We start from the raw sequence: 18,398 nt of genomic DNA, 5'->3' as shown, positions 1-18,398 counted from the left end.
ATCTTCTAGAACCTTTAAATCATGAATAAACACTACAAACAAATAGTAACCATATGTATTCATGTTTAAATGCAAAAAAGCTATAAAGAAAAATCTCTTCACAGCTTTTTTGTATATTTAATTATTTAAAGCTACTTTTTTATTTTCACTTATAGTCAAATGGCATAAAATTCTTTGCATGCAAATTTGATATTCTACAAGAATTTGTTTATACGGCTATGAATAAGCTCCTCTACCTGTGCTTTTAGAGCTTGATTGGCATAACGAAGCACTTCATCTTCGCCTGCTGTTTTGACGATTACATCGCTGAAATATTCATCAATTTTAACCCATTTCACAACAGCAATATTTTTATTAGCTAGAAATCGTCTTTTATTGTAAAAATCATTTCTTATATCTTTTAATAAATCTTCTACAATACGGATGTAGACTTTGGACATTTTTAACTTTTCAAGTGATGAATAGTCTTGCTGTAATGACCTGATGGCCATATCTAATTTAATAAACTCATACAATACACTGCGATCCCCACCATTAATCATCAACATCCACCATCTTTGCGTCTTGGATTTCATCAAGTGCAATACGTTTGATAGCTACATCCGTCTCTAGTAACAATTCCTTTTTGACTGTATCAGTTCCTGTAACTAGCCCTGTCTCGTCTTGTAAATGATTGTTGCTCCACAGCGTTAACGTAATCCGTTTTTGCATTTTAAAAGCACGTTGTATCGTCTGTTCTATTTCCTCTAACTCCCACTCGGTTAATTCTCTCTTTTTATCGTAAAACTGCTCTTGCTTCCACTCTCTAATGAGGCCAAGATGCTCAGGAAGCATCATCGCCGTCCACTTCATTGATCCACGGTCACGTATCATGTCAACACTCCTCGAATTCTTAATCGTTCCTCTATCTCGTCTTATCTCATTCCCCCTTACGCTAAATGCCCGCCTACTAAGCGATTACGTGTAATTGCTGTGCCAGCCTTTGTATAAGAAGCCGCCCTTAGTAATGACACTGCTCCATATTTTCTTCGAATGGCATCCATAACGTGGCCAATTATTTGTCGTTGCTCCTTGCGCTCATCAAATAAATCCAACTGGATGCTGCACGCCGGTTCTAGGTTCGTTATCCTAACTGACAATTGACGTGCTGGCTCGCCAGCAAAGTGCTCATCCAGTAATTCTAGACAAGTTTTATACATAACTAGCGTTTCACTTGTTGGCACTGCAATCGTTCTAGAGCGGTGGAATCCTTTTGTCATAGCATTTCGACTATAGGAAAGTCCTAAGCTGATTGTACGACCAACATACCCCGCTTCACGCGTTCGCCTCATAACGTCCTCACACATTTCAAGTAGTACGACAGCAATTTCTTTTCGAGTGTGATAATCTCTCATTAACATTTGCCCTTTACCGAAGCTTAACGCTGAATTCGTCACTAAAGGCTCTCCTAATGTGGAAAGATCAATCCCCCATGCATGGTAATATAATTGATTGCCCATAATACCGAAGCGCTTTTCTAATTCTTCTAAATCCGCATTAGCCAATCCACCAACTGTTTGTATGCCCATTGCTTTTAAGTTCGCTTCCATCTGTTTGCCGATGCCCCACATTTCAGACAGAGGTCGTACCGGCCAAAGTTTTTTAGGAACATCTTCATATGTCCATTTAGCAAAGCCCGTTTTTTTCGCATCTAAATCTAACGCTAATTTAGCTATTAGCATGTTTGGTCCCATACCAATTGCAGAAGAAATACGGAATTGTTCGTAAATCGCCTGTTGAATCATTTTGGCCGTTTCCTCTGGCGGACCCCAAAGTTGTTCTGTACCTGTCAAATCCACAAAGCTTTCATCGACGCTATAAACATGAATCGCCTCAGTAGGTACATACTGAGCTATAAGGCGAGTGATCGCCATAGACATGTCAAGAAAAAATGACATTTTAGGTTCAAAAAGCTTAATATCTGGGTGCTTAGGTATCTCATAACGGCGGTTTCCCGTTTTGATTTTAAATTTTTCCTTCATCACCGGCGAGGCTGCTAGTACGACACTACCGGGTTGCTCGAAATTGCCAATGACTGCAATAGGGTCTTTCAAGACATCTAAACCTTCTAGCATTGCCATACAGCTTGCGTAAAAGCACTTCATGTCAATACAAAAAATGTCCTTGTGCGGCAGATTGTCGTAATTCATATCACCTCACGCTTCCGATGTGTAACAGGCAATATTGCTAGAACATTGTTAATAATAAACGTACGCTTTGCCTGCCTCGTAAAGCAAAATGCCGTAAAGGAATCACCAACGATCTTTATGATTTTTACACGCCTTTTCGTAATGACACCCGACTTGGCTACATACATCATGCTAACTACTTGTTGGCGCTGCATTGCTTTTATTAACTGTTCTTTCATCCTAGTTGCTCCTTTTCACTCTGTTATATGCACTGACCTCAACAGGGCTATCCCTCAAAAACAGAACGAACGTTCGTAAACTTATTATACGCACGTACGTTCTTAATTAGAAGAGGGAATTTTAGTTAATTTTTAAGGGAGGGCTTGAGTGGCTCCATACAAATCAATTACGCCTTGCCGTAATTGCAAAAACATTCACTGAATGAAGATGATGGGCATTTGTGTAAGCCTAAAATACCTTTATACATATTCTGTGCTTAAGACATGTATTGAAAAATAATGAGAGAAAGGATGTAAGTATTAGCTCAAATATTGACTATACTTCACCGTCAACACAGTTCACCTCTGATGTAAATGACAGTACTCTTTTTAAAAAAGATGATCGAAATTTTATTAATGTTCTAGGTATAGAACAATTAAATACGTTAGAAAATATATCTTTGCTTGATATTTTTCTAAGTAGGAATAAGGTGATAGAGCCTCACTATCATCAAAATGCATCAGAACTTGTTTATTGTATTTCCGGTGCTGCCATTGTTTCTATATTTAATCCCTTTACAAAAGAGATTAAAAACTATCCTATCGAGCCTGGCCAAGTCGCCAATGTACCGCAAGGATGGTGGCATTATGAAATTGCTACTGAGAATGACACGCATTTACTAGCTATTTTTGATGCGCCAACTCCCGAAGTTATTTTAGGCTCAGATATATTGAAATTTACACCTTCCAATGTGATGGCTCACACGTATTGTTTAGATGAAGCTCAGTGGAAGAAAACAATTGAGCCTATTGTGCCATCAACATATATTGGTCCACCTAAAGACTGCAACCGTGTAAAATCAACTGCTGAGAAGAAAAAAGATCAAAAAGATCCTCATCATAAACATAAAAATAAGTATAGACCTTCACAATTTATGAATCCCTATCCGCCATATCGCTATCCATATATAAATCCTTATGGCTCTTATTATTAAGCATAGTCAAAAAACGAAAATCGCAATCGAATGTATGATCCAACATCATAAGCGCTACACCTTTCATCGCATAAAAATAAATAAAACGGAAAATCTATATATTAAAGTCATAGCTTCGTTATTACTAAAAGAGGTGTAAAAAATGGAATTATTTCCAGTGATCCATACGAATTTTTGGGATGCTCTAATAGCCGTTCCAGCTGTGTTAATTATTACACAGCTCATTAAGGTATTTTTGCATGTTCAGCCTAAATATGTTCCCGCGATCGCCCTTGCTATTGGCTTGATTATTTCTATCTTCATTAGCCATAAACACAATCTTATTGCAGGAATATTTATGGGCTTTTTTTATGGTTACGCAGCTATTGGCAACTTTGCTGCCTTAAAAACAACCATTAATAGTTTTAAAAGAAAGAAATTAAAGGAATAAACCTTTCAGCTTATCTACAAATAATGTAAAACAATCAACAAAGGTTGATTTTCACTACGAGCTGGCGCTTTCCGCGGGCTTGGCTTCAATCTCCTCGTCACTCCGTTCCTGCGGGGCTTTCAGCTCAAGCTCATCCCGCAGGAGTCGCCACTCTCCGTGAAAAATCAACAGCTCTTCATCATAAGCGAAATGGCATTATAATTTTTATTAAAACGTCAATCAGAAGTAACGTTTGTCTGCAATCTGGCAGGAATACGTATTGTGATGAATTCATTTTCAAATGAATTTTTTGAAGATTTATCGGAACAAAATCTCATTTTATCAGAACAATTTTAGCTTTTATCGGAATATTTTCTCGTTTTATCGGAACAATTTCAGTTTTTATCAATGTAAAAAATGATTAGAAATCCATTTATTAACACACCCTAATCTCATAATTAATGAACGAGAGTTAGGATGTGTCACTATGGAATTGGTAAATGGAAATCTAACATCATTACGTTATAAGGGAATTTTTGAGATTTGGGCGCAGCTTGGCGTTAATAATGGCTATATAGCTTCAAATCATGCATTTTTCAAGCACGTTGTTAATAAAAAGTTGAAGACTATTATCGTGGATTTTGTGCAATGTTTAAAAGATGAAAATAAACAGCTAATGGCGGTATTAGAGGAAAATGGGGTGCTTGCCCCTACTACATCAATCGATTACAGTAAGTTAAAGATGAGCAATCCCCGAAGAAAAAAGGCTATTAATGATGCAGAAATCAGCAGCATTTTATCGATGAATATAGCGTCGTCACTTATTTCAGTTAGTCAGGCTTTAGAAATGTCTGTTAAGAAGAAGCATACTGCAAAATATGGAGAACTTCATATGAGGTATGCCATACTTGGCGCAAAGCTAGTACGGCTTAGTAATGACAAAGGCTGGCTACTGGCCCCTGCTACAAAGTAATGTTAAGAAGCTCTCGTTTCAACAAAACGAGAGCTTCAATGTCTTTTCCTTCTTAGCGCCTTCTCACAAACAACAGCTTGTACCACTGATTCACAAGGAACGGTAGTACAGACAAGCTATACATAAAGCCTAATTGTGCGGGACTTAATGTGGCAACTTCAAATACACTTGTAAGCATCGGAATAAACAATACTGCGTGTAAACTTAAGAAACCGATTAAAAATGCAAGCCAAGTATATTTATTCGAAAATAGTCCAATGGCGAAGATCGATTCTTTAGCTCTGGAGTTGAAACCATGCACTAATCGTGACAGGCATAATGTTGTAAACGCCATAGTGCTCGCCGTTAAAGTATCTCCTGTTGACAATCCAATCTCAAAAGCAACAGTTGTAGAAATGGCAATTAGTAATCCTTCAAGCACCACTTGAGTAATAAATGCTTTATTTAATAATGGTGTATGAATATTTCGTGGCTTGTCTTTCATTGTTTTTTTATTGTTCGGCTCTAGACCGATTGCAATCGCCGGTAAACTATCCGTTAGTAAGTTAATAAATAATAAATGCACAGCCGCAAAAGGAACTGGTAAACCTAATATTGTTGCATATAAAACAACGAAAATGGCACCTGCATTCCCAGATAATAAGAACAAAATTGCATTTTTTATATTCGTATAGATACTCCTACCGTTTGCAATAGCCTTCACAATTGTTGAAAAATTATCATCCGTAAGTATCATAGAGGAGGCATCCTTAGCGACCTCTGTGCCAGTAACACCCATTGCCACACCAATGTCGGCCTGTTTTAAGGCAGGGCCATCATTAACACCATCTCCTGTCATAGCGACAACATGTCCTTTTTCCTGCCATGCTTTAACAATACGGATTTTTTGAACTGGTGTTACTCGGGCATAAACTGAAAAATCATTAACCTTTTCTTGAAGCTGTTGATCTGTTAGGCCTTCAATTTCATGCCCTTCAATTGCTTCAGAGGGATCATTTAAAATGCCGATTTGATTGGCAATAGCCGTTGCCGTGATTTTATGGTCCCCTGTAATCATCACCGGTTTGATACCAGCTTTTATACATTTTTCAACCGCACCTTTAGATTCTTGCCTTGGAGGATCCATCATTGCGACTAAACCAACAAAGATTAAATCTTTTTCAGCCTTTACATCGATTGCTTGATTTTCTCTTACCTCTTTGTAGGCAACAGCTAGCACCCTTAACCCATTCATAGAAAATTCGCGATTTACTTCTTCAATTTTTTGGCGCTGTTGTTTTGTAATATTAAATACACCTTTTGAAGTTTCTATTTTGATAATTTTAGGAAGAAGGACATCTAGTGCTCCTTTTGTAATCATGATAGATTGCTGATTAATAGTATTGACAGTACTCATAAGCTTTCGATCTGAATCAAATGGGATTTCGGCCACTCTTGGATAATGATTTCTTACTAGCAGTTCATCAAAATCATATTGCTTCCCTAATTTTACGAGTGCAACCTCCGTAGGATCCCCGATTTCCTTACCGTCCCTTGCCACAGCATCACTACATAGTATTGCCTTTAACATCAAATCTTTCTCAAGTGCATTTTCGGTGCGTAGTTGATTATGTGGAATAACTTTTTCATCCACATATACTTCTTGTACAACCATTTTATTTTCAGTTAATGTTCCTGTTTTATCTGAGCAAATAACAGATACACTTCCAAGACTTTCAACAGCATATAGCTTTCGAATAATGGCATTTTGCTTTGCCATTTTTTGCGTCCCAAAAGCAAGCACAATGGTAACAATCGAACTTAGTGCTTCTGGAATTGCTGCAACAGCAAGTGAAACAGCAAACATAAACGATTCTACAAGCGCACGTCCTCTAATAAGGTCAATCACGAAAATCGCTAAACAGATTAATGTAATCCCTAAAGCTAATTTTTCTCCGAAATGATCTAAGCTTACTTGTAACGGTGTTTTCTTCTCTTTCGCGGTATCTAGTAAGTTTGCAATTTTGCCGATTTCAGTCTGCATTCCGATAGCTGTTACCATGACTATACCACGACCAGTTGTCACAAAACTTCCAGAATACACCATATTCTTTTTATCACCAACAGTTACATTGCTTTCCTTGATAGGATCGATACTCTTCGCTACAGCGATAGATTCACCTGTTAGCGAGCTTTCATTAATATGCAAATTATGGCTTTCTAATAATCGCCCATCTGCATTTATATAATCGCCAGCCTCTAAATAAAGAAGATCTCCAATCACTATATCTTCCGAAGAAATCTCTATGAGCTGATTGTTCCGCATTACTTTGGCAATCGGAGAGGTCAGGGCTTTTAAATTATCCAAAGACTGTTCTGCCTTGACATGCTGCACAGTGCCTAGGATAGCGTTTAATATAACGACAATCATAATGACAACCGTACTTCCTACTTCACCTAATAGGAATGAAACGAAAGCAGCGATGATTAAAATAATGACTAATAAATCTTTAAACTGCCCAAAGAAAACGGCAAATGCACTTGTTTTTTTTCCTTCCTTTAATACATTATAGCCGTATACTTCTTGCCTCTTTTGAACGTCATAATCACTCAATCCTTGATCTGTCACGTTCAAAGTTTTCATCACTTCAGCTGATGATTGTTGATGATAGTCTGACATTCGATTCCCCCTCCATTTGAAATTATTAAGTAACTCACAGCAGCCACCTTATCCCGAATTCTTTTTCATTGGACTAATTCAGATGAAAGTGCTGTTATTAGTTAATACGTTAGATTCCCATCAGTAGACTCCTTTGAATTATCTATCTTAGGCAGAGAGAAACTTATATATCCTAAAAATAGTATTGAATCATTAGACTCTCTATCTACTCGAGTCCCTAAAATACTTTAACTACAACAATCTATTCCTTGTCCTATTCCAGTATGATAATAATCGATATAGAAATTAAATATTTGTTTATAGGTGAAAATATACTATAAGAATCAGTGGGTTTTCTTCATCCTCACAAATAATATCCTCATACTAGCCATGAGCACAAAAAAAGGCATTTGGAATATGGCTACTCCAAATGCCCTTCGTCACATGCCTAGACCCCTATAGGCCAGCTTGCAATTATTTTATTGTTTTAGTGTCTTTCGTTATTGGCGACGATAAACTATGAGTTGTTGTGAGCGGATTTCATCCCTAAGTCAGTCCCATGTGAAACAGGTGATCTTTTTAGAGAGAAAATAGCACAGCCTAGAGCACATAAAACTAAAATGGCACCAAAGCCAGCTAAATGCTTAGCAGATCCTGTAATAGTAAACATAGCTCCACCAAGAGCTGAGCCGATGGATATACCGATTTGTAATGCAGCAGTGTTTAAACTTTGTTGAATATCAGACGTTTTTGGATCAGTTTGTATTAAATAATTTTGTAACGGAGGTGTAAGTGCCCAGCTAAGCGCACCCCATAAAACCGTCACGACTAAAAAGAGTGGAAAAGCAACAATTGTGTAAGGAATACTAAATAATACAACGGCAAATGTAGATACAACAATTAGAATCGCCTTACCCGTACCAATTTTGTCACTTAGCCAACCACCAAGAGCATTCCCACTGACAGACGCTATTCCGAAGATTAGATAACAAATACTAATCCAAGAGGCACTCATATCAAATGCTTCTACTAAAAATGGCGTTAAATATGCATAAAGCATATAATGGCCAGCCAGCATAAACAGTGTTGTTAATTGTGCACTTAAGATTTTTAAATTCGCTAATGATTTAATTTGAGCCTTTAATGGGACAACTTCTACAACTGGCATTTTTTCAAGCAATAACGCAATAAGAATCATAGATACCGTTGAAAGAAGCGCTATTCCCAAGAATATCGCTCGCCATCCAAATGCTTCTGACACAAATATCCCCACAGGCACACCGATGACAAGTGCCGAACTTACACCTATGAAAACAAGTCCTAAAGCTTTTGCACGATGTCTTGGTTCAACAATTTTTGTGGCAATCGTTAAAGATAAGACGATGACCAATGCAGTACTCATCGCTGTAAAAATTCTAGCAATCATAACGATCAAGAATGTCGTACTAAAATACGTCATAAGATTACCTAAAGTAAAGATAAATAAAGAAATAAGATAAAGGCGCTTCCTTTCCACTTTTGCGGTTAATGATAAAAGGACAGGCGCAGATACTGCATAGACAAGAGCAAATAGTGTAATCAATTGTCCCGCTGTTGCTAAGGACACATTTAAATCCTCCGCAATTGTTGGTAATATACCACCGACAATTAATTCCACCAATCCTACCGCAAAAGTAGTAACGGCAAGAATATACACTCTCCAATTCATAATAATCACCCTTCTTTTACACTTTCATTTTTGTAGGGAGATTTAAATAAAAAAATCCTGACTACAAAAATGAAGCAAATTTTTGTAGTCAGGATTTTATGGTTCCTGGTAGAGACCCTCAATCCATATCATTGAGGTTATACAGATCAAATATTTACGTTAGCTATATTAGCATATTGAATTTTGCATGACAAGATTTTTTTATTTGTCTCACCTCTCTCTTCCTGATCATCCATAAAATTAGTTCACATACAAAAATGTAAAGTTTACCCAATAAAAAAAATCCATTGCAAAAGAGAGAAATTTCAGATTTTACTTATATTTTTTTACGTTTGACCATACATACTAATATAACAGAACATTGCGAGGTGATTGTTTGCGTATAGTAGGTTTAGTATGCTATTTTTTATTGTTGTTTTATGGTGTAGAACCAGTAACAGAAGGGCTCTCAATCGATAAACAAGCAATCAATTCTCCTAGTGTGAGCAAACAGCAAATCCCCATAAAAGAAACGGTTGAAAATTCAACAGTTTGTGTCTATTACCCCACTTATAAAGTTTGCACAGCATTACCAGCAAACAAAAAATGAAAAAAGAAGCTACTCATCGGAGGGCACTGAAAAAGTCCATATTTTCTCACATTGCGAGGTATTCAGCGGTTAATCGTCGAATACCTCGCTTTTTTCATATGGCATTATGACTCTACTGTTGTTTTCCGAAGCATTCCGCTCGCTTTCCGCGGGCGAGCGCCGAGCCTCCTCCTACGCTTCGCTTCGTGCGGGGTCTCGTCTGTCTCGCTTTCCCGCAGGAGTCGAGCGATGCTTCTCCAAACAACGCAATGTATCATACTGTTATTTTAGTCGCGCTTTCCTTTAAAAGAATTGTGCAGGTGGTCCTCTGATGATTTCAAATCAAGAAACTCTTAACTTAAGTCCATACATGGCTATCTACGTATATTAAAGCTACTAAACGAAAAAATAAAGACAGAAATAAGGCACTTCCTGTTCAAAATTGAACAAGAAGTGCCTTATTTTTATCTGAAAAAGTTCGCTATTATAAAACCGTAAGTTTTTCAGTACCCTCACTCATCGTAGCCTCTTTTTTCACTTATTTTGGACCAATATGGAAACGATTAAACGGATATAATGTTAGTTTAGCTTCACCATAGATGGCATCTTTAGAAATTAAACCATAGTGGCGGCTATCGGAACTTTTTAAACGGTTATCACCAAGTACAAAATACATATCCTCAGGAACCTTTTTTTCTTTTACTAATTGCTCTAACGTGAAATTTTCTGTAATACGTAATTGATTCGGATCATCTGTTTGACGATTCACATAATCTTCTTTATATGCTTTGCCGTTTACATACAAAACATCGTCCTTCATTTCAACTGTATCACCTGGAAGACCAATCACTCGTTTAATATATAATTCATCTTCTGTTGGTGATTGGAAGACTATTTGATCAAAGCGTTCAATTTTACTCATTTTACTTACAATAATAATATCTTTATCATGATAAGTTGGGTACATAGAAGCCCCTTGCACTTTAATCGGCGCAAATAAAAATTGCTTACAGCCTAAAACAACAATAGCTGTAATGACAATGATTTTAAGATAGGATATTAATTCTTTTTTGAAACTACTTGTTCTCTCTTCTTGCATGCTCATTCCCCGATACTGTTTTTTTATAGTATAACATTTTCTGCAGTATATTGACGAATTAATCACATAAATTGTTTCAAGTTCACAAAAATGGTTAATCACCCTAACGTGAGGTATTTTCGTTCCAACTAGGCGCTTTTCTGAAGGTGTTCAAAGAGTAGCTCTTGGTCACAAAAAACGCGTTGCTGATCCGTTTCAACAGCCACAAAAATAGACAAAGCTACTTTATAGCTTTGCCTAGGTGCATCCTATTCTTTTGTTTTTCGAGTATGAATGGTTACTTTGTGTAGTAGAGTGATGCTGCTATTAAATAAGTCTATTGCTAAAACAATACCTGTACGTAATGCAACAGCAATCAAAATTGTGCCTATAATCATCACAATCACTCCCTCAACCATTTCTAATAAAATTATACATCAATTTTCTGATTTTTCAAACACTACGGAAGGAATCCTTACGTTGCTAATATAAAAAGGACGCTTTAGAATACGGACAAATCTTTAAACTATGAACAAACTTTCTGTATACATTCCCCTTTAACAATCCTCTCCTTTACAGTTTGTTGAATAACAAAACCTGCAATCTAAAACCCGTGATTCCAACCACTCTAACAAGTTGAATATTCTAAATTATTTGAAAAGAACTCAACAAAATGTATAATTAGTAAAATAAGGTAATAAATGTTTTGGTTTCATTGCTATACATTTAGAATTATAATTCGCGGTTAACAAGTAGGAGATGCAAATCTTCAAAAGTATCATCGCCCCCTATGTATTGGCCTCTACTTGACATTTATATACTAGAAAACGAAACTATTAAATCCATCTACCAAAACATTCTATACAGAATCTTCATGTGTAATTCTTTTAAAACAACCTAGGAATGCGGAGGAGATATGTTATGGAAAAGAACTCAAATCTATGGAAAATTGTATTTGTAGCTAGTTTTATAGGTTTAACAGTGGATGGTATGGATATCCAAATGCTGTCATTAACAATGCCGAGCTTAATGGACGAATTCGTCTTAGACACTAAGGCTGCTGGCTGGATCAGTACTTTCTCTCTATTAGGGATGGCACTTGGTGGGATATTAGGTGGTTGGTTATCTGACCGCTTTGGTCGCGTTAAAATGATGACCTATATGATGATATTATTCTCAATTGGAACCGCTCTCTTAGCTTTTGTACAGACATATGAACAATTTATTATTGTTCGTTTCATATCAGCAATTGGTATGGGCGCTGAATATTCATTAGCCACAATGGTAATGGCTGAATATGTAAAAGTTAAACATAGAGCAACTATTATGGGCGTATTAGGTTCTTCCTATTCATTGGGATATTTAGTCGCTGTTTTATTAGCGGGCGCTATTCTCCCTGACTATGGTTGGAGACCATTATTCTTAATCTCAATCTTCCCAGTAATTGTGGCGATTTATATTCGAGTAAAAGTACCCGAACCAACTGGTTGGAGGTTGGCTAAAAAACAAGTTAAAACATCTAAAGTTAAGAAATCCAATGAATGGTTGGCGTTGTTTAGGGATAAAAAAGTTTTTACCATCTTTCTGTTATGGATATTAACGTCTTCCCTATTGCAATTCGGATATTATGGAGTAGGTACTTGGTTACCAACGTATATTGTGAAAGAATTAGGCTTTAATTTCAAAGAAATGACAGGTTACTTAATTGGCACATATACAGCATCGATTCTTGGTAAGGCACTTGCTGGTTGGGTTGCCAATGTAATAGGTCGTCGTGGGGTTTTCGTGCTTGCAGGACTATCTACAGCGGTCATGCTACCCGTCATCTATTTTTATCAAACACCAGGAAACATCATTATTTTAATGACTGTTCTAGGTTTCGTATATGGAGCGCCGTATGGTGTAAATGCTACTTATTTAAGTGAAAGCTTCCCAACTCATATTAGAGGAACCGCTGTAGGTGCGGCTTATAATACAGGAAGAGTAGGTGCAGCTATAGCTCCTATCCTTATTGGAATTATCGCTACTACACAATCAATTGGATTTGGACTAGCTGTCTTAGGTATCTCTTATGCATTCATGGGGTTAATTCCTGCACTATTCATTAAAGAGAAAATGTATGATACTTTTGAAAACGATCCAAAAGGAGAAATATCGGAAAAAAAGGGAGAGCTAGGAGAAGAAGAGATACTAGCAAACGAGGTTCTAGTGCAAAAACCTTAAGACAAAACATCAATAGACCGCAAAGCATTTCTTGAAGAAAGCTTTGCGGTCTATTTACATGAGAATTTCTTTTCTAACGTTGGGGGAAGTTACATAAAAAAACCATTCAACTAGGCATGCACCCTACCTGAATGATTTTTTTATGTTTCACATGAAAATTTTTAAGCACAATAATTGTAAGTGACGCATAGCTGAACTGACAGGATTTTTTTGAACTTTACGCTTAGGCACATAGCATTGCATGCAATTGTTTACAGCTGTATACCTAAGCACCTGGGTCCTCCCATTCATATATCTCCCTCCCTTCATTGTCAAAAAATTTTCAGCAATTGTCACAAAGTCTTTATTGCAAATGAGCTTTTAAATCCGATTTGATTTTTTCTAGCTCTGTCTCTTCTGGAATAAAATACCATATATGATCAATCTTTTTGCCATTTCCCTCTTTGAATGACAACTGCTCGATATTACTATCCATCTTTTTATAAATACTTTGTAGCTGGACTAAGTCCTTCATCGTAAAATTCATACGAACATTTTCTCCTACTACATCAAGCAAATCTGTAGCCTTTAATAATATAGAAGGTGTCGTCGAGGCTTTTTTTAGAACAGCTTCAATAATTTGTCGTTGGCGAATTTGACGACCGAAATCACCACGTGGATCTTCATAACGAATCCGAGAGAAAATCAATGCCTTATCACCATCTAAAGTGATCTCCCCCTTCGGATAATGGTAGGAATTGTAAGTTAAATCCATGTCATTATCAATCGTTACCCCACCAATCGTATCGATAATTTGCAGGAAGCCTTCCATATTAATAAACACATAATAATCAATAGGTATATCTAAAAAATGCTCCACCGTATTCACCGCCATTGGAACGCCTCCAAATGCATAGGCATGGTTGATTTTATCGACGGAATCATGGCCAACAATTTCTGTACGAGTATCTCGAGGTATACTAAGCATCTTCATCGTATGTTTTTCAGGGTTCACCGTAATGACTATCATCGTATCTGAACGTCCACTATCATTTTTACGTTCATCCACCCCAAGCATTAACACAGAAAACGGGTCTTTTTTCGTAACTATTTTTTGTTCTTTATTTTCATCACCTGTCGTTTCCATTAATGGTGTATTTATTTTATTCATTGTCTTTTGGATAGTGTAATAAGCAGTACCTATAAAAATTAAAAAAATTGTTAATAAAGCACCTACTATCCAAAGTAAAATTTTCTTCTTGCTCTTCTTTTTCTTAGAGCGTTTCATATTTTTTTCCATACATAAGTCCTCTCTTGCAAAAAAATTTACCCCTCTTTTTGACGTTTTAAGTTGGAAAAAAGTTAATATAGTCTAATTATATGCATATTGGACGAAAAAAAGACGTACACTAGTATTTACCAAATACCGACATACTATCCCTTTCCAGCTAACATCTTTATATGATCCCACTAGTTTTATACGAAAGTAGCAATCTTTGTCCCCATTGACCCATGAGACTGCAGATTTTAGGTGAAGGTTTTGCCTTTGTAAATAACAGTAGAAAAAGGCTCAAGACAGCTTTTACATTGTCCTAAGCCTTTTTGGCAGACGTCATTATAAGATTAATCATTATACTAAAAGTAAACGAACGTACTTTTGCACATGCTTGTACAAAGTAGAATAATACTATTCTTGAACTACCCCCACTTATCGACCTTACGGCCTGATTGAAGTGGGAGATTCTTGGGAACAGAGCATACTTGTTGGTGTATTTCTTTACCAACAGCGGTTTCTCTTATTTACCAAGCTATCTCCGTAGATTCCTACGGTTCTATGATTTTTCAAACCAAGGCTAATGTTCGTAAGCCTTCAGCTAGAATATTTTTACTAGCATTAATATCTCTATCGTGGTTTGCATGACAATTAGGACAAGTCCAGTCTCTTATTTTAAGAGATTTCTTGCCATCATGATGTCCACAATCAGAACATATTTGGCTAGATGGAAACCATCTGCTTACTTTGACGATTGTTTTGCCATACCAAGTTGCTTTGTATTCTAATTTAGATACAAAAGAAGACCAAGATACATCAGAGATTGATTTAGCTAATTTATGGTTACGCAACATGCCTTTTGTGTTCAAGTCTTCGATACAGATGATATCGTGGTTTTTGATGATCTCTGTACTCAACTTGTTTAAGAAGTCGTCCCGTTGATTGATGACTCTTTCATGTAATCTAGCAACTTTACGCTTTTGCTTCTGATAGTTTTTCGCATCAAGAAGATCGATTCCTTTATTTTTAGCGATTAATGCACGTTTAGATAATTTACGTTGCTCACGTTTTAAATTCTTCTCCATTTTGGAAGTGAACTTATTATTGTCAATCTTGTGACCATCAGAAAGGATAGCAAAGTCAGTAATTCCTAGGTCGATACCGATAGCAGAATCAGCTTTTTCAAGTGGTTGTATGTCAACTTCTGTAAGAATGGACACGAAGTATTTTCCGCTTGAATTTCGTCTAACAGTAACATTCATAATACGTCCGTCTACCTCACGACTTTTGGCAAACTTAACAAAACCGAGCTTTGGTAGCTTGATCTTATTATCTACAATAGCAATATTGCCGTTTGTATGCTTAGTCGTATAAGATTGAACGTTGTTTTTCTTAGATTTAAAGCGTGGTTTGTCATTCTGCTTTTTGAAAAAGCGATTATATGCATCTGCGAGGTTTTTAATTGCTGATTGGATAGCAATGCTGTCAACTTCTTTCAACCACTCTAGTTCCATTTTGAGCTGTGGCAGTTGAGCAGAACAAGCGTTGTAAGTCAGACCTTTATCAGTTTCTTTGTATACGTCATTCCATTTACCTAAGAAGTGATTAAAGACAAAACGAGAACAACCGATTGTTTTCGCAATCAGTATTTCCTGCTCTTTATTTGGGTAGATTCTGAACTTATAAGCTTTTTTGACTAACAATGCTTTCACCTCACTTCATTCCTTGGTTTTCGATGTATTTTCTAACCACATGAATGGGCGAACCACCAGTAGTTAACAAACAAAAACTTCTTGACCAGAACATTTCTTTCCAAAGTTTTTTACGAACTAATGGGAAGTCACGTTTTATCAGTCGGGAACTAGCACTCTTCTACGCATTGATGAACTTGGATAATTCTGTATTAGGTTTGCTTTAAACAAAATGTGAACATGGTTTTTGTCATGATTCCACTCAACAATAGTAATATTATATTCTTACCTAGATACGCCTGATTATAAGGCATGATGTGTTTAAATACTTTTGGCTAACGCCAACCACAATTCATCTCCCACCTATCACTGTGCTACGCCCTGCACGTGATTGAGGAAGGAGTCTTCTTGTGGAAAACCGATAAACTAATTGTCGCTGAACTAAATTGTTTAGCACCTTTACATTTCATTTGCAATCTGCTTAACAATTTCATCAATCGTTGGGATCGCTGACGTTTTATTGGCCTGTGTCAAAATACTAAAGATATACCACTTGCCACTTTTTCCTTTCACATAACCACTTAAAGAATAAGTTCCAGAAATATAGCCTGTTTTAGCAGAAACACTATAGCCCTTCATACGATTTTCTAAAGTCGCTCCAACTAGGCTACCCTTTCTTCCAGCATGCGGTAATGCATCTAAATAGGCGTTATACCAGGATTTGCTTCGAGCTTTATATAATAATAGACTTTCTTGCATACTGCTGACTCGATTTTTGTGACTTAAACCTGAACCATCTTCAAAATACCATTGCGCCATATTGAGCCCAATATCACTACCATATTTACGAATCGCTTTGATCCCAGCCGACCAGCTTCCTTCTCCAAGGAGCTCTCGTCCAAGTTGTTTAGTCAACATATCTCCCATACCATTAAGGCTTAGCTTTAAATACTTAAAGTTAATATCCTTTAATGGTTTTGAATTTGAAATACCTACTCGTTGTGCATTTTCAGGTATCTTACCCGTTGCAATAGGCATTTTTTGGATACCTTTTGCGGCTAATTTTTCTCGAAATACATCCAGTGTATACAGAGTTGGATTATAGACAGTGACATATGTACTTTTCTGTGAACCTGCTGGTAAATTACCAGTTACAATGATTCGCTCTGTACCATATTCTCTTGTAATTTTCACAGTACTTTTCTGGCCCTTTTTAACAACTTTTGTTTTGTTTACAACCGGAATAGTACTTGCAAACGGAACAAGCTGAACATTCGCCGCAGTGCCGGCCTTTGAGCCTGTCACTTTCACTTGCACAGTTGCAATATCATATTGATCATTTGGCGAAATCGTTAATGCCGAAATTCGCGAAGCATATAGTTGATCCTCTTCTTGAGGTACGATTCCCTTCGGTAAACGATCTGCATCAAACCAAGTATCATCCCCGATTAAGGAACCCGTAATTTTCGAGATCCCCATTTTTTTCAAGCCATTGGCAAACGACTCTAAATGATTAGGTAAAAGCGTTGGATCTCCTCCGCCTTGTAAATAAATATTACCGTGAAGAACCCCATCTTTAATTGGACCATCAACATATGTCGTTGTAGCAAAGCGATAATCAGGTCCCAGTAAATCCAATGCAGCGGCACTAACTAACAGCTTATGCGTAGAAGCAGGGCGTATCATTTTTTCACCATTTCTATTGTAAAGTACCTTCCCCTTTTCTGTATCTCGTACAGTAATGCTAAACTCGTTGTTCTTCCAATTTTTCGCAATGACGCTATTCACTTTTTTTGTCATTGTTTGCTCACTAGCACTTGCCTTCACAACGAAGATGATAGGAGAACAACAGACCATTACCATCATCATTAAAAAAAATTTTTTCTTTTTCATAGACCCTCCAATTGTCAGATTTCTACTTCTCATCCTTTTATTCTACTTAAATATTTAGAATTTTACAATAAAGCACTTTTTTATTTTACAAAGAATAATATGTCATCTTTTTTATTCGACAAGAATAAACTGTAATAGCTAGCTAAATCATTCCGGGAAAGGAGTTGTTTATAAATGGGTGCTAAATGGATAAAGATTTCAGTCTTATATTTAGTGATTGCTTTGGCTTTTGGACTGTTTATGCATTATACAATTCAACTCGAATGGACGGCGACACATGCACACATCGGTGTAGTAGGTTGGCTAACAACTGGTTTTATCGGTTTAATTTATTCAATATATAAAGATGCAGCCGAGACAGGGCTGGCCAAAGCACAATTTTGGTTTTATAATATCGGATTACCATTCCTCTTAGTCGGTATGATGATGGTCCATATAGATGTACCGCACTGGTTATTTGAACTCTTTGTATCTGGCGGCGGTATTGCAGTGGCAATCTCCGTGCTGTTCTTCTTTGTCAATGTCTTTAAAAATGTAAAATCTTAAATAGAAAGCCCCACTTTTTTCATAAAGTGGGGCTTCAT

General features: G+C 36.7%; 17 protein-coding genes, 1 pseudogene and 1 riboswitch. Of the genes and pseudogenes, 6 read left to right on the top strand and 12 right to left on the bottom strand.

What is annotated here, in order from left to right:
• Positions 1-194 precede the first annotated feature (194 nt).
• From MOK21_RS13445 to MOK21_RS13430, 4 genes are read right to left on the bottom strand one after another with little or no spacing between them, the layout of a single operon-like run.
• On the bottom strand, positions 195-542 hold the full coding sequence (locus MOK21_RS13445; RefSeq protein ID WP_249074506.1) for a YhjD family protein: 348 nt from the start codon (positions 540-542) through the stop codon (positions 195-197).
• Entirely contained in the window at positions 535-873 is a 339-nt protein-coding gene (locus MOK21_RS13440) for a YolD-like family protein (RefSeq protein ID WP_249074505.1), read from the bottom strand. Before MOK21_RS13440 ends, MOK21_RS13445 begins: the two co-directional genes overlap by 8 nt.
• A 56-nt stretch (positions 874-929) precedes the next feature.
• Entirely contained in the window at positions 930-2,189 is a 1,260-nt protein-coding gene (locus tag MOK21_RS13435; protein WP_249074504.1) for a Y-family DNA polymerase, read from the bottom strand.
• On the bottom strand, positions 2,186-2,407 hold the full coding sequence (locus MOK21_RS13430; protein WP_249074503.1) for a transcriptional regulator: 222 nt from the start codon (positions 2,405-2,407) through the stop codon (positions 2,186-2,188). The genes MOK21_RS13435 and MOK21_RS13430 overlap by 4 nt, the downstream gene beginning before the upstream one ends.
• 299 nt (positions 2,408-2,706) lie before the next feature.
• On the opposite strand from MOK21_RS13430, the gene MOK21_RS13425 reads away from it, so the two are divergent.
• The 3 genes from MOK21_RS13425 to MOK21_RS13415 all read left to right on the top strand — a co-directional run bounded on the left by MOK21_RS13425 (position 2,707) and on the right by MOK21_RS13415 (position 4,763).
• Positions 2,707-3,381: a cupin domain-containing protein gene (locus MOK21_RS13425; protein WP_249074721.1), complete on the top strand. Its 675-nt coding sequence runs from the start codon at positions 2,707-2,709 to the stop codon at positions 3,379-3,381.
• A gap of 142 nt (positions 3,382-3,523) precedes the next feature.
• Complete coding sequence (locus MOK21_RS13420; RefSeq protein ID WP_249074502.1) at positions 3,524-3,811, top strand: hypothetical protein; 288 nt, start codon at positions 3,524-3,526, stop codon at positions 3,809-3,811.
• Positions 3,812-4,277: 466 nt separating this feature from the next.
• Positions 4,278-4,763 (top strand): DUF3231 family protein, encoded by a 486-nt coding sequence (locus MOK21_RS13415; RefSeq protein WP_249074501.1) that lies wholly within the window; start codon positions 4,278-4,280, stop codon positions 4,761-4,763.
• A 52-nt stretch (positions 4,764-4,815) separates the two neighbouring features.
• Here MOK21_RS13415 and MOK21_RS13410 read toward each other — a convergent pair whose 3' ends face one another.
• Together MOK21_RS13410 and MOK21_RS13405 are read right to left on the bottom strand one after the other, a co-directional pair.
• Entirely contained in the window at positions 4,816-7,422 is a 2,607-nt protein-coding gene (locus MOK21_RS13410) for a cation-translocating P-type ATPase (RefSeq protein ID WP_249074500.1), read from the bottom strand.
• 496 nt (positions 7,423-7,918) lie between these two features.
• The gene (locus MOK21_RS13405; RefSeq protein WP_249074499.1) at positions 7,919-9,109 is read right to left on the bottom strand and encodes an MFS transporter; all 1,191 of its coding nucleotides are present in this window, start codon (positions 9,107-9,109) and stop codon (positions 7,919-7,921) included.
• Between the two features lie 65 nt (positions 9,110-9,174).
• Positions 9,175-9,274, bottom strand: a riboswitch (purine riboswitch).
• Between the two features lie 211 nt (positions 9,275-9,485).
• Between MOK21_RS13405 and MOK21_RS13400 the strand changes: the two genes are divergently transcribed.
• Entirely contained in the window at positions 9,486-9,698 is a 213-nt protein-coding gene (locus tag MOK21_RS13400) for a hypothetical protein (protein ID WP_249074498.1), read from the top strand.
• 517 nt (positions 9,699-10,215) lie between these two features.
• Here MOK21_RS13400 and lepB read toward each other — a convergent pair.
• Together lepB and MOK21_RS23780 are read right to left on the bottom strand one after the other, a co-directional pair.
• Positions 10,216-10,776 (bottom strand): signal peptidase I, encoded by a 561-nt coding sequence (lepB, locus tag MOK21_RS13395; protein ID WP_249074497.1) that lies wholly within the window; start codon positions 10,774-10,776, stop codon positions 10,216-10,218.
• Between the two features lie 248 nt (positions 10,777-11,024).
• Positions 11,025-11,153 carry a hypothetical protein gene (locus tag MOK21_RS23780; protein ID WP_283164702.1) on the bottom strand — a complete coding sequence of 43 codons (129 nt, stop codon included), beginning with the start codon at positions 11,151-11,153 and terminating at the stop codon, positions 11,025-11,027.
• Positions 11,154-11,676: 523 nt separating this feature from the next.
• Here MOK21_RS23780 and MOK21_RS13390 point away from each other — a divergent pair.
• A complete protein-coding gene (locus tag MOK21_RS13390; protein WP_249074496.1) occupies positions 11,677-12,978 on the top strand; it encodes an MFS transporter in 1,302 nt (433 codons plus the stop codon).
• Between the two features lie 343 nt (positions 12,979-13,321).
• Here the strand turns inward: MOK21_RS13390 and MOK21_RS13385 are convergent, their stop codons facing one another.
• The 4 genes and pseudogenes from MOK21_RS13385 to dacB all read right to left on the bottom strand — a co-directional run bounded on the left by MOK21_RS13385 (position 13,322) and on the right by dacB (position 17,814).
• Complete coding sequence (locus MOK21_RS13385; protein WP_249074495.1) at positions 13,322-14,257, bottom strand: LCP family glycopolymer transferase; 936 nt, start codon at positions 14,255-14,257, stop codon at positions 13,322-13,324.
• Positions 14,258-14,799: 542 nt separating this feature from the next.
• The gene (tnpB, locus tag MOK21_RS13380) at positions 14,800-15,933 is read right to left on the bottom strand and encodes an IS200/IS605 family element RNA-guided endonuclease TnpB (RefSeq protein WP_249074720.1); all 1,134 of its coding nucleotides are present in this window, start codon (positions 15,931-15,933) and stop codon (positions 14,800-14,802) included.
• 10 nt (positions 15,934-15,943) lie between these two features.
• Positions 15,944-16,203, bottom strand: a pseudogene (gene tnpA / locus MOK21_RS13375) (IS200/IS605 family transposase); the annotation flags it as partial.
• A gap of 177 nt (positions 16,204-16,380) precedes the next feature.
• Positions 16,381-17,814, bottom strand: a complete 1,434-nt coding sequence (gene dacB, locus MOK21_RS13370) for a D-alanyl-D-alanine carboxypeptidase/D-alanyl-D-alanine endopeptidase (RefSeq protein ID WP_249074494.1) — start codon at positions 17,812-17,814, stop codon at positions 16,381-16,383.
• A gap of 174 nt (positions 17,815-17,988) precedes the next feature.
• Between dacB and MOK21_RS13365 the strand changes: the two genes are divergently transcribed.
• On the top strand, positions 17,989-18,360 hold the full coding sequence (locus tag MOK21_RS13365; protein WP_249074493.1) for a hypothetical protein: 372 nt from the start codon (positions 17,989-17,991) through the stop codon (positions 18,358-18,360).
• Positions 18,361-18,398: the final 38 nt, after the last annotated feature.

Origin of the sequence: Lysinibacillus sp. BPa_S21 (genome assembly GCF_023337795.1) — a bacterium.
Taxonomy (GTDB): domain Bacteria; phylum Bacillota; class Bacilli; order Bacillales_A; family Planococcaceae; genus Lysinibacillus.
This window is presented reverse-complemented; position numbering and strand designations above follow the sequence as displayed.

Bases quoted from the DNA above. Each gene is read 5' to 3' on its own strand.
- MOK21_RS13445 (WP_249074506.1), bottom strand. From the start codon at position 542: ATGATTAATGGTGGGGATCGCAGTGTATTGTATGAGTTTATTAAATTA.
- MOK21_RS13440 (WP_249074505.1), bottom strand. From the start codon at position 873: ATGATACGTGACCGTGGATCAATGAAGTGGACGGCGATGATGCTTCCT.
- MOK21_RS13435 (WP_249074504.1), bottom strand. From the start codon at position 2,189: ATGAATTACGACAATCTGCCGCACAAGGACATTTTTTGTATTGACATG.
- MOK21_RS13430 (WP_249074503.1), bottom strand. From the start codon at position 2,407: ATGAAAGAACAGTTAATAAAAGCAATGCAGCGCCAACAAGTAGTTAGC.
- MOK21_RS13420 (WP_249074502.1), top strand. From the start codon at position 3,524: ATGGAATTATTTCCAGTGATCCATACGAATTTTTGGGATGCTCTAATA.
- MOK21_RS13415 (WP_249074501.1), top strand. From the start codon at position 4,278: ATGGAATTGGTAAATGGAAATCTAACATCATTACGTTATAAGGGAATT.
- MOK21_RS13410 (WP_249074500.1), bottom strand. From the start codon at position 7,422: ATGTCAGACTATCATCAACAATCATCAGCTGAAGTGATGAAAACTTTG.
- MOK21_RS13405 (WP_249074499.1), bottom strand. From the start codon at position 9,109: ATGAATTGGAGAGTGTATATTCTTGCCGTTACTACTTTTGCGGTAGGA.
- lepB (WP_249074497.1), bottom strand. From the start codon at position 10,776: ATGCAAGAAGAGAGAACAAGTAGTTTCAAAAAAGAATTAATATCCTAT.
- MOK21_RS23780 (WP_283164702.1), bottom strand. From the start codon at position 11,153: ATGATTATAGGCACAATTTTGATTGCTGTTGCATTACGTACAGGTATT.
- MOK21_RS13390 (WP_249074496.1), top strand. From the start codon at position 11,677: ATGGAAAAGAACTCAAATCTATGGAAAATTGTATTTGTAGCTAGTTTT.
- MOK21_RS13385 (WP_249074495.1), bottom strand. From the start codon at position 14,257: ATGGAAAAAAATATGAAACGCTCTAAGAAAAAGAAGAGCAAGAAGAAA.
- dacB (WP_249074494.1), bottom strand. From the start codon at position 17,814: ATGAAAAAGAAAAAATTTTTTTTAATGATGATGGTAATGGTCTGTTGT.
- MOK21_RS13365 (WP_249074493.1), top strand. From the start codon at position 17,989: ATGGGTGCTAAATGGATAAAGATTTCAGTCTTATATTTAGTGATTGCT.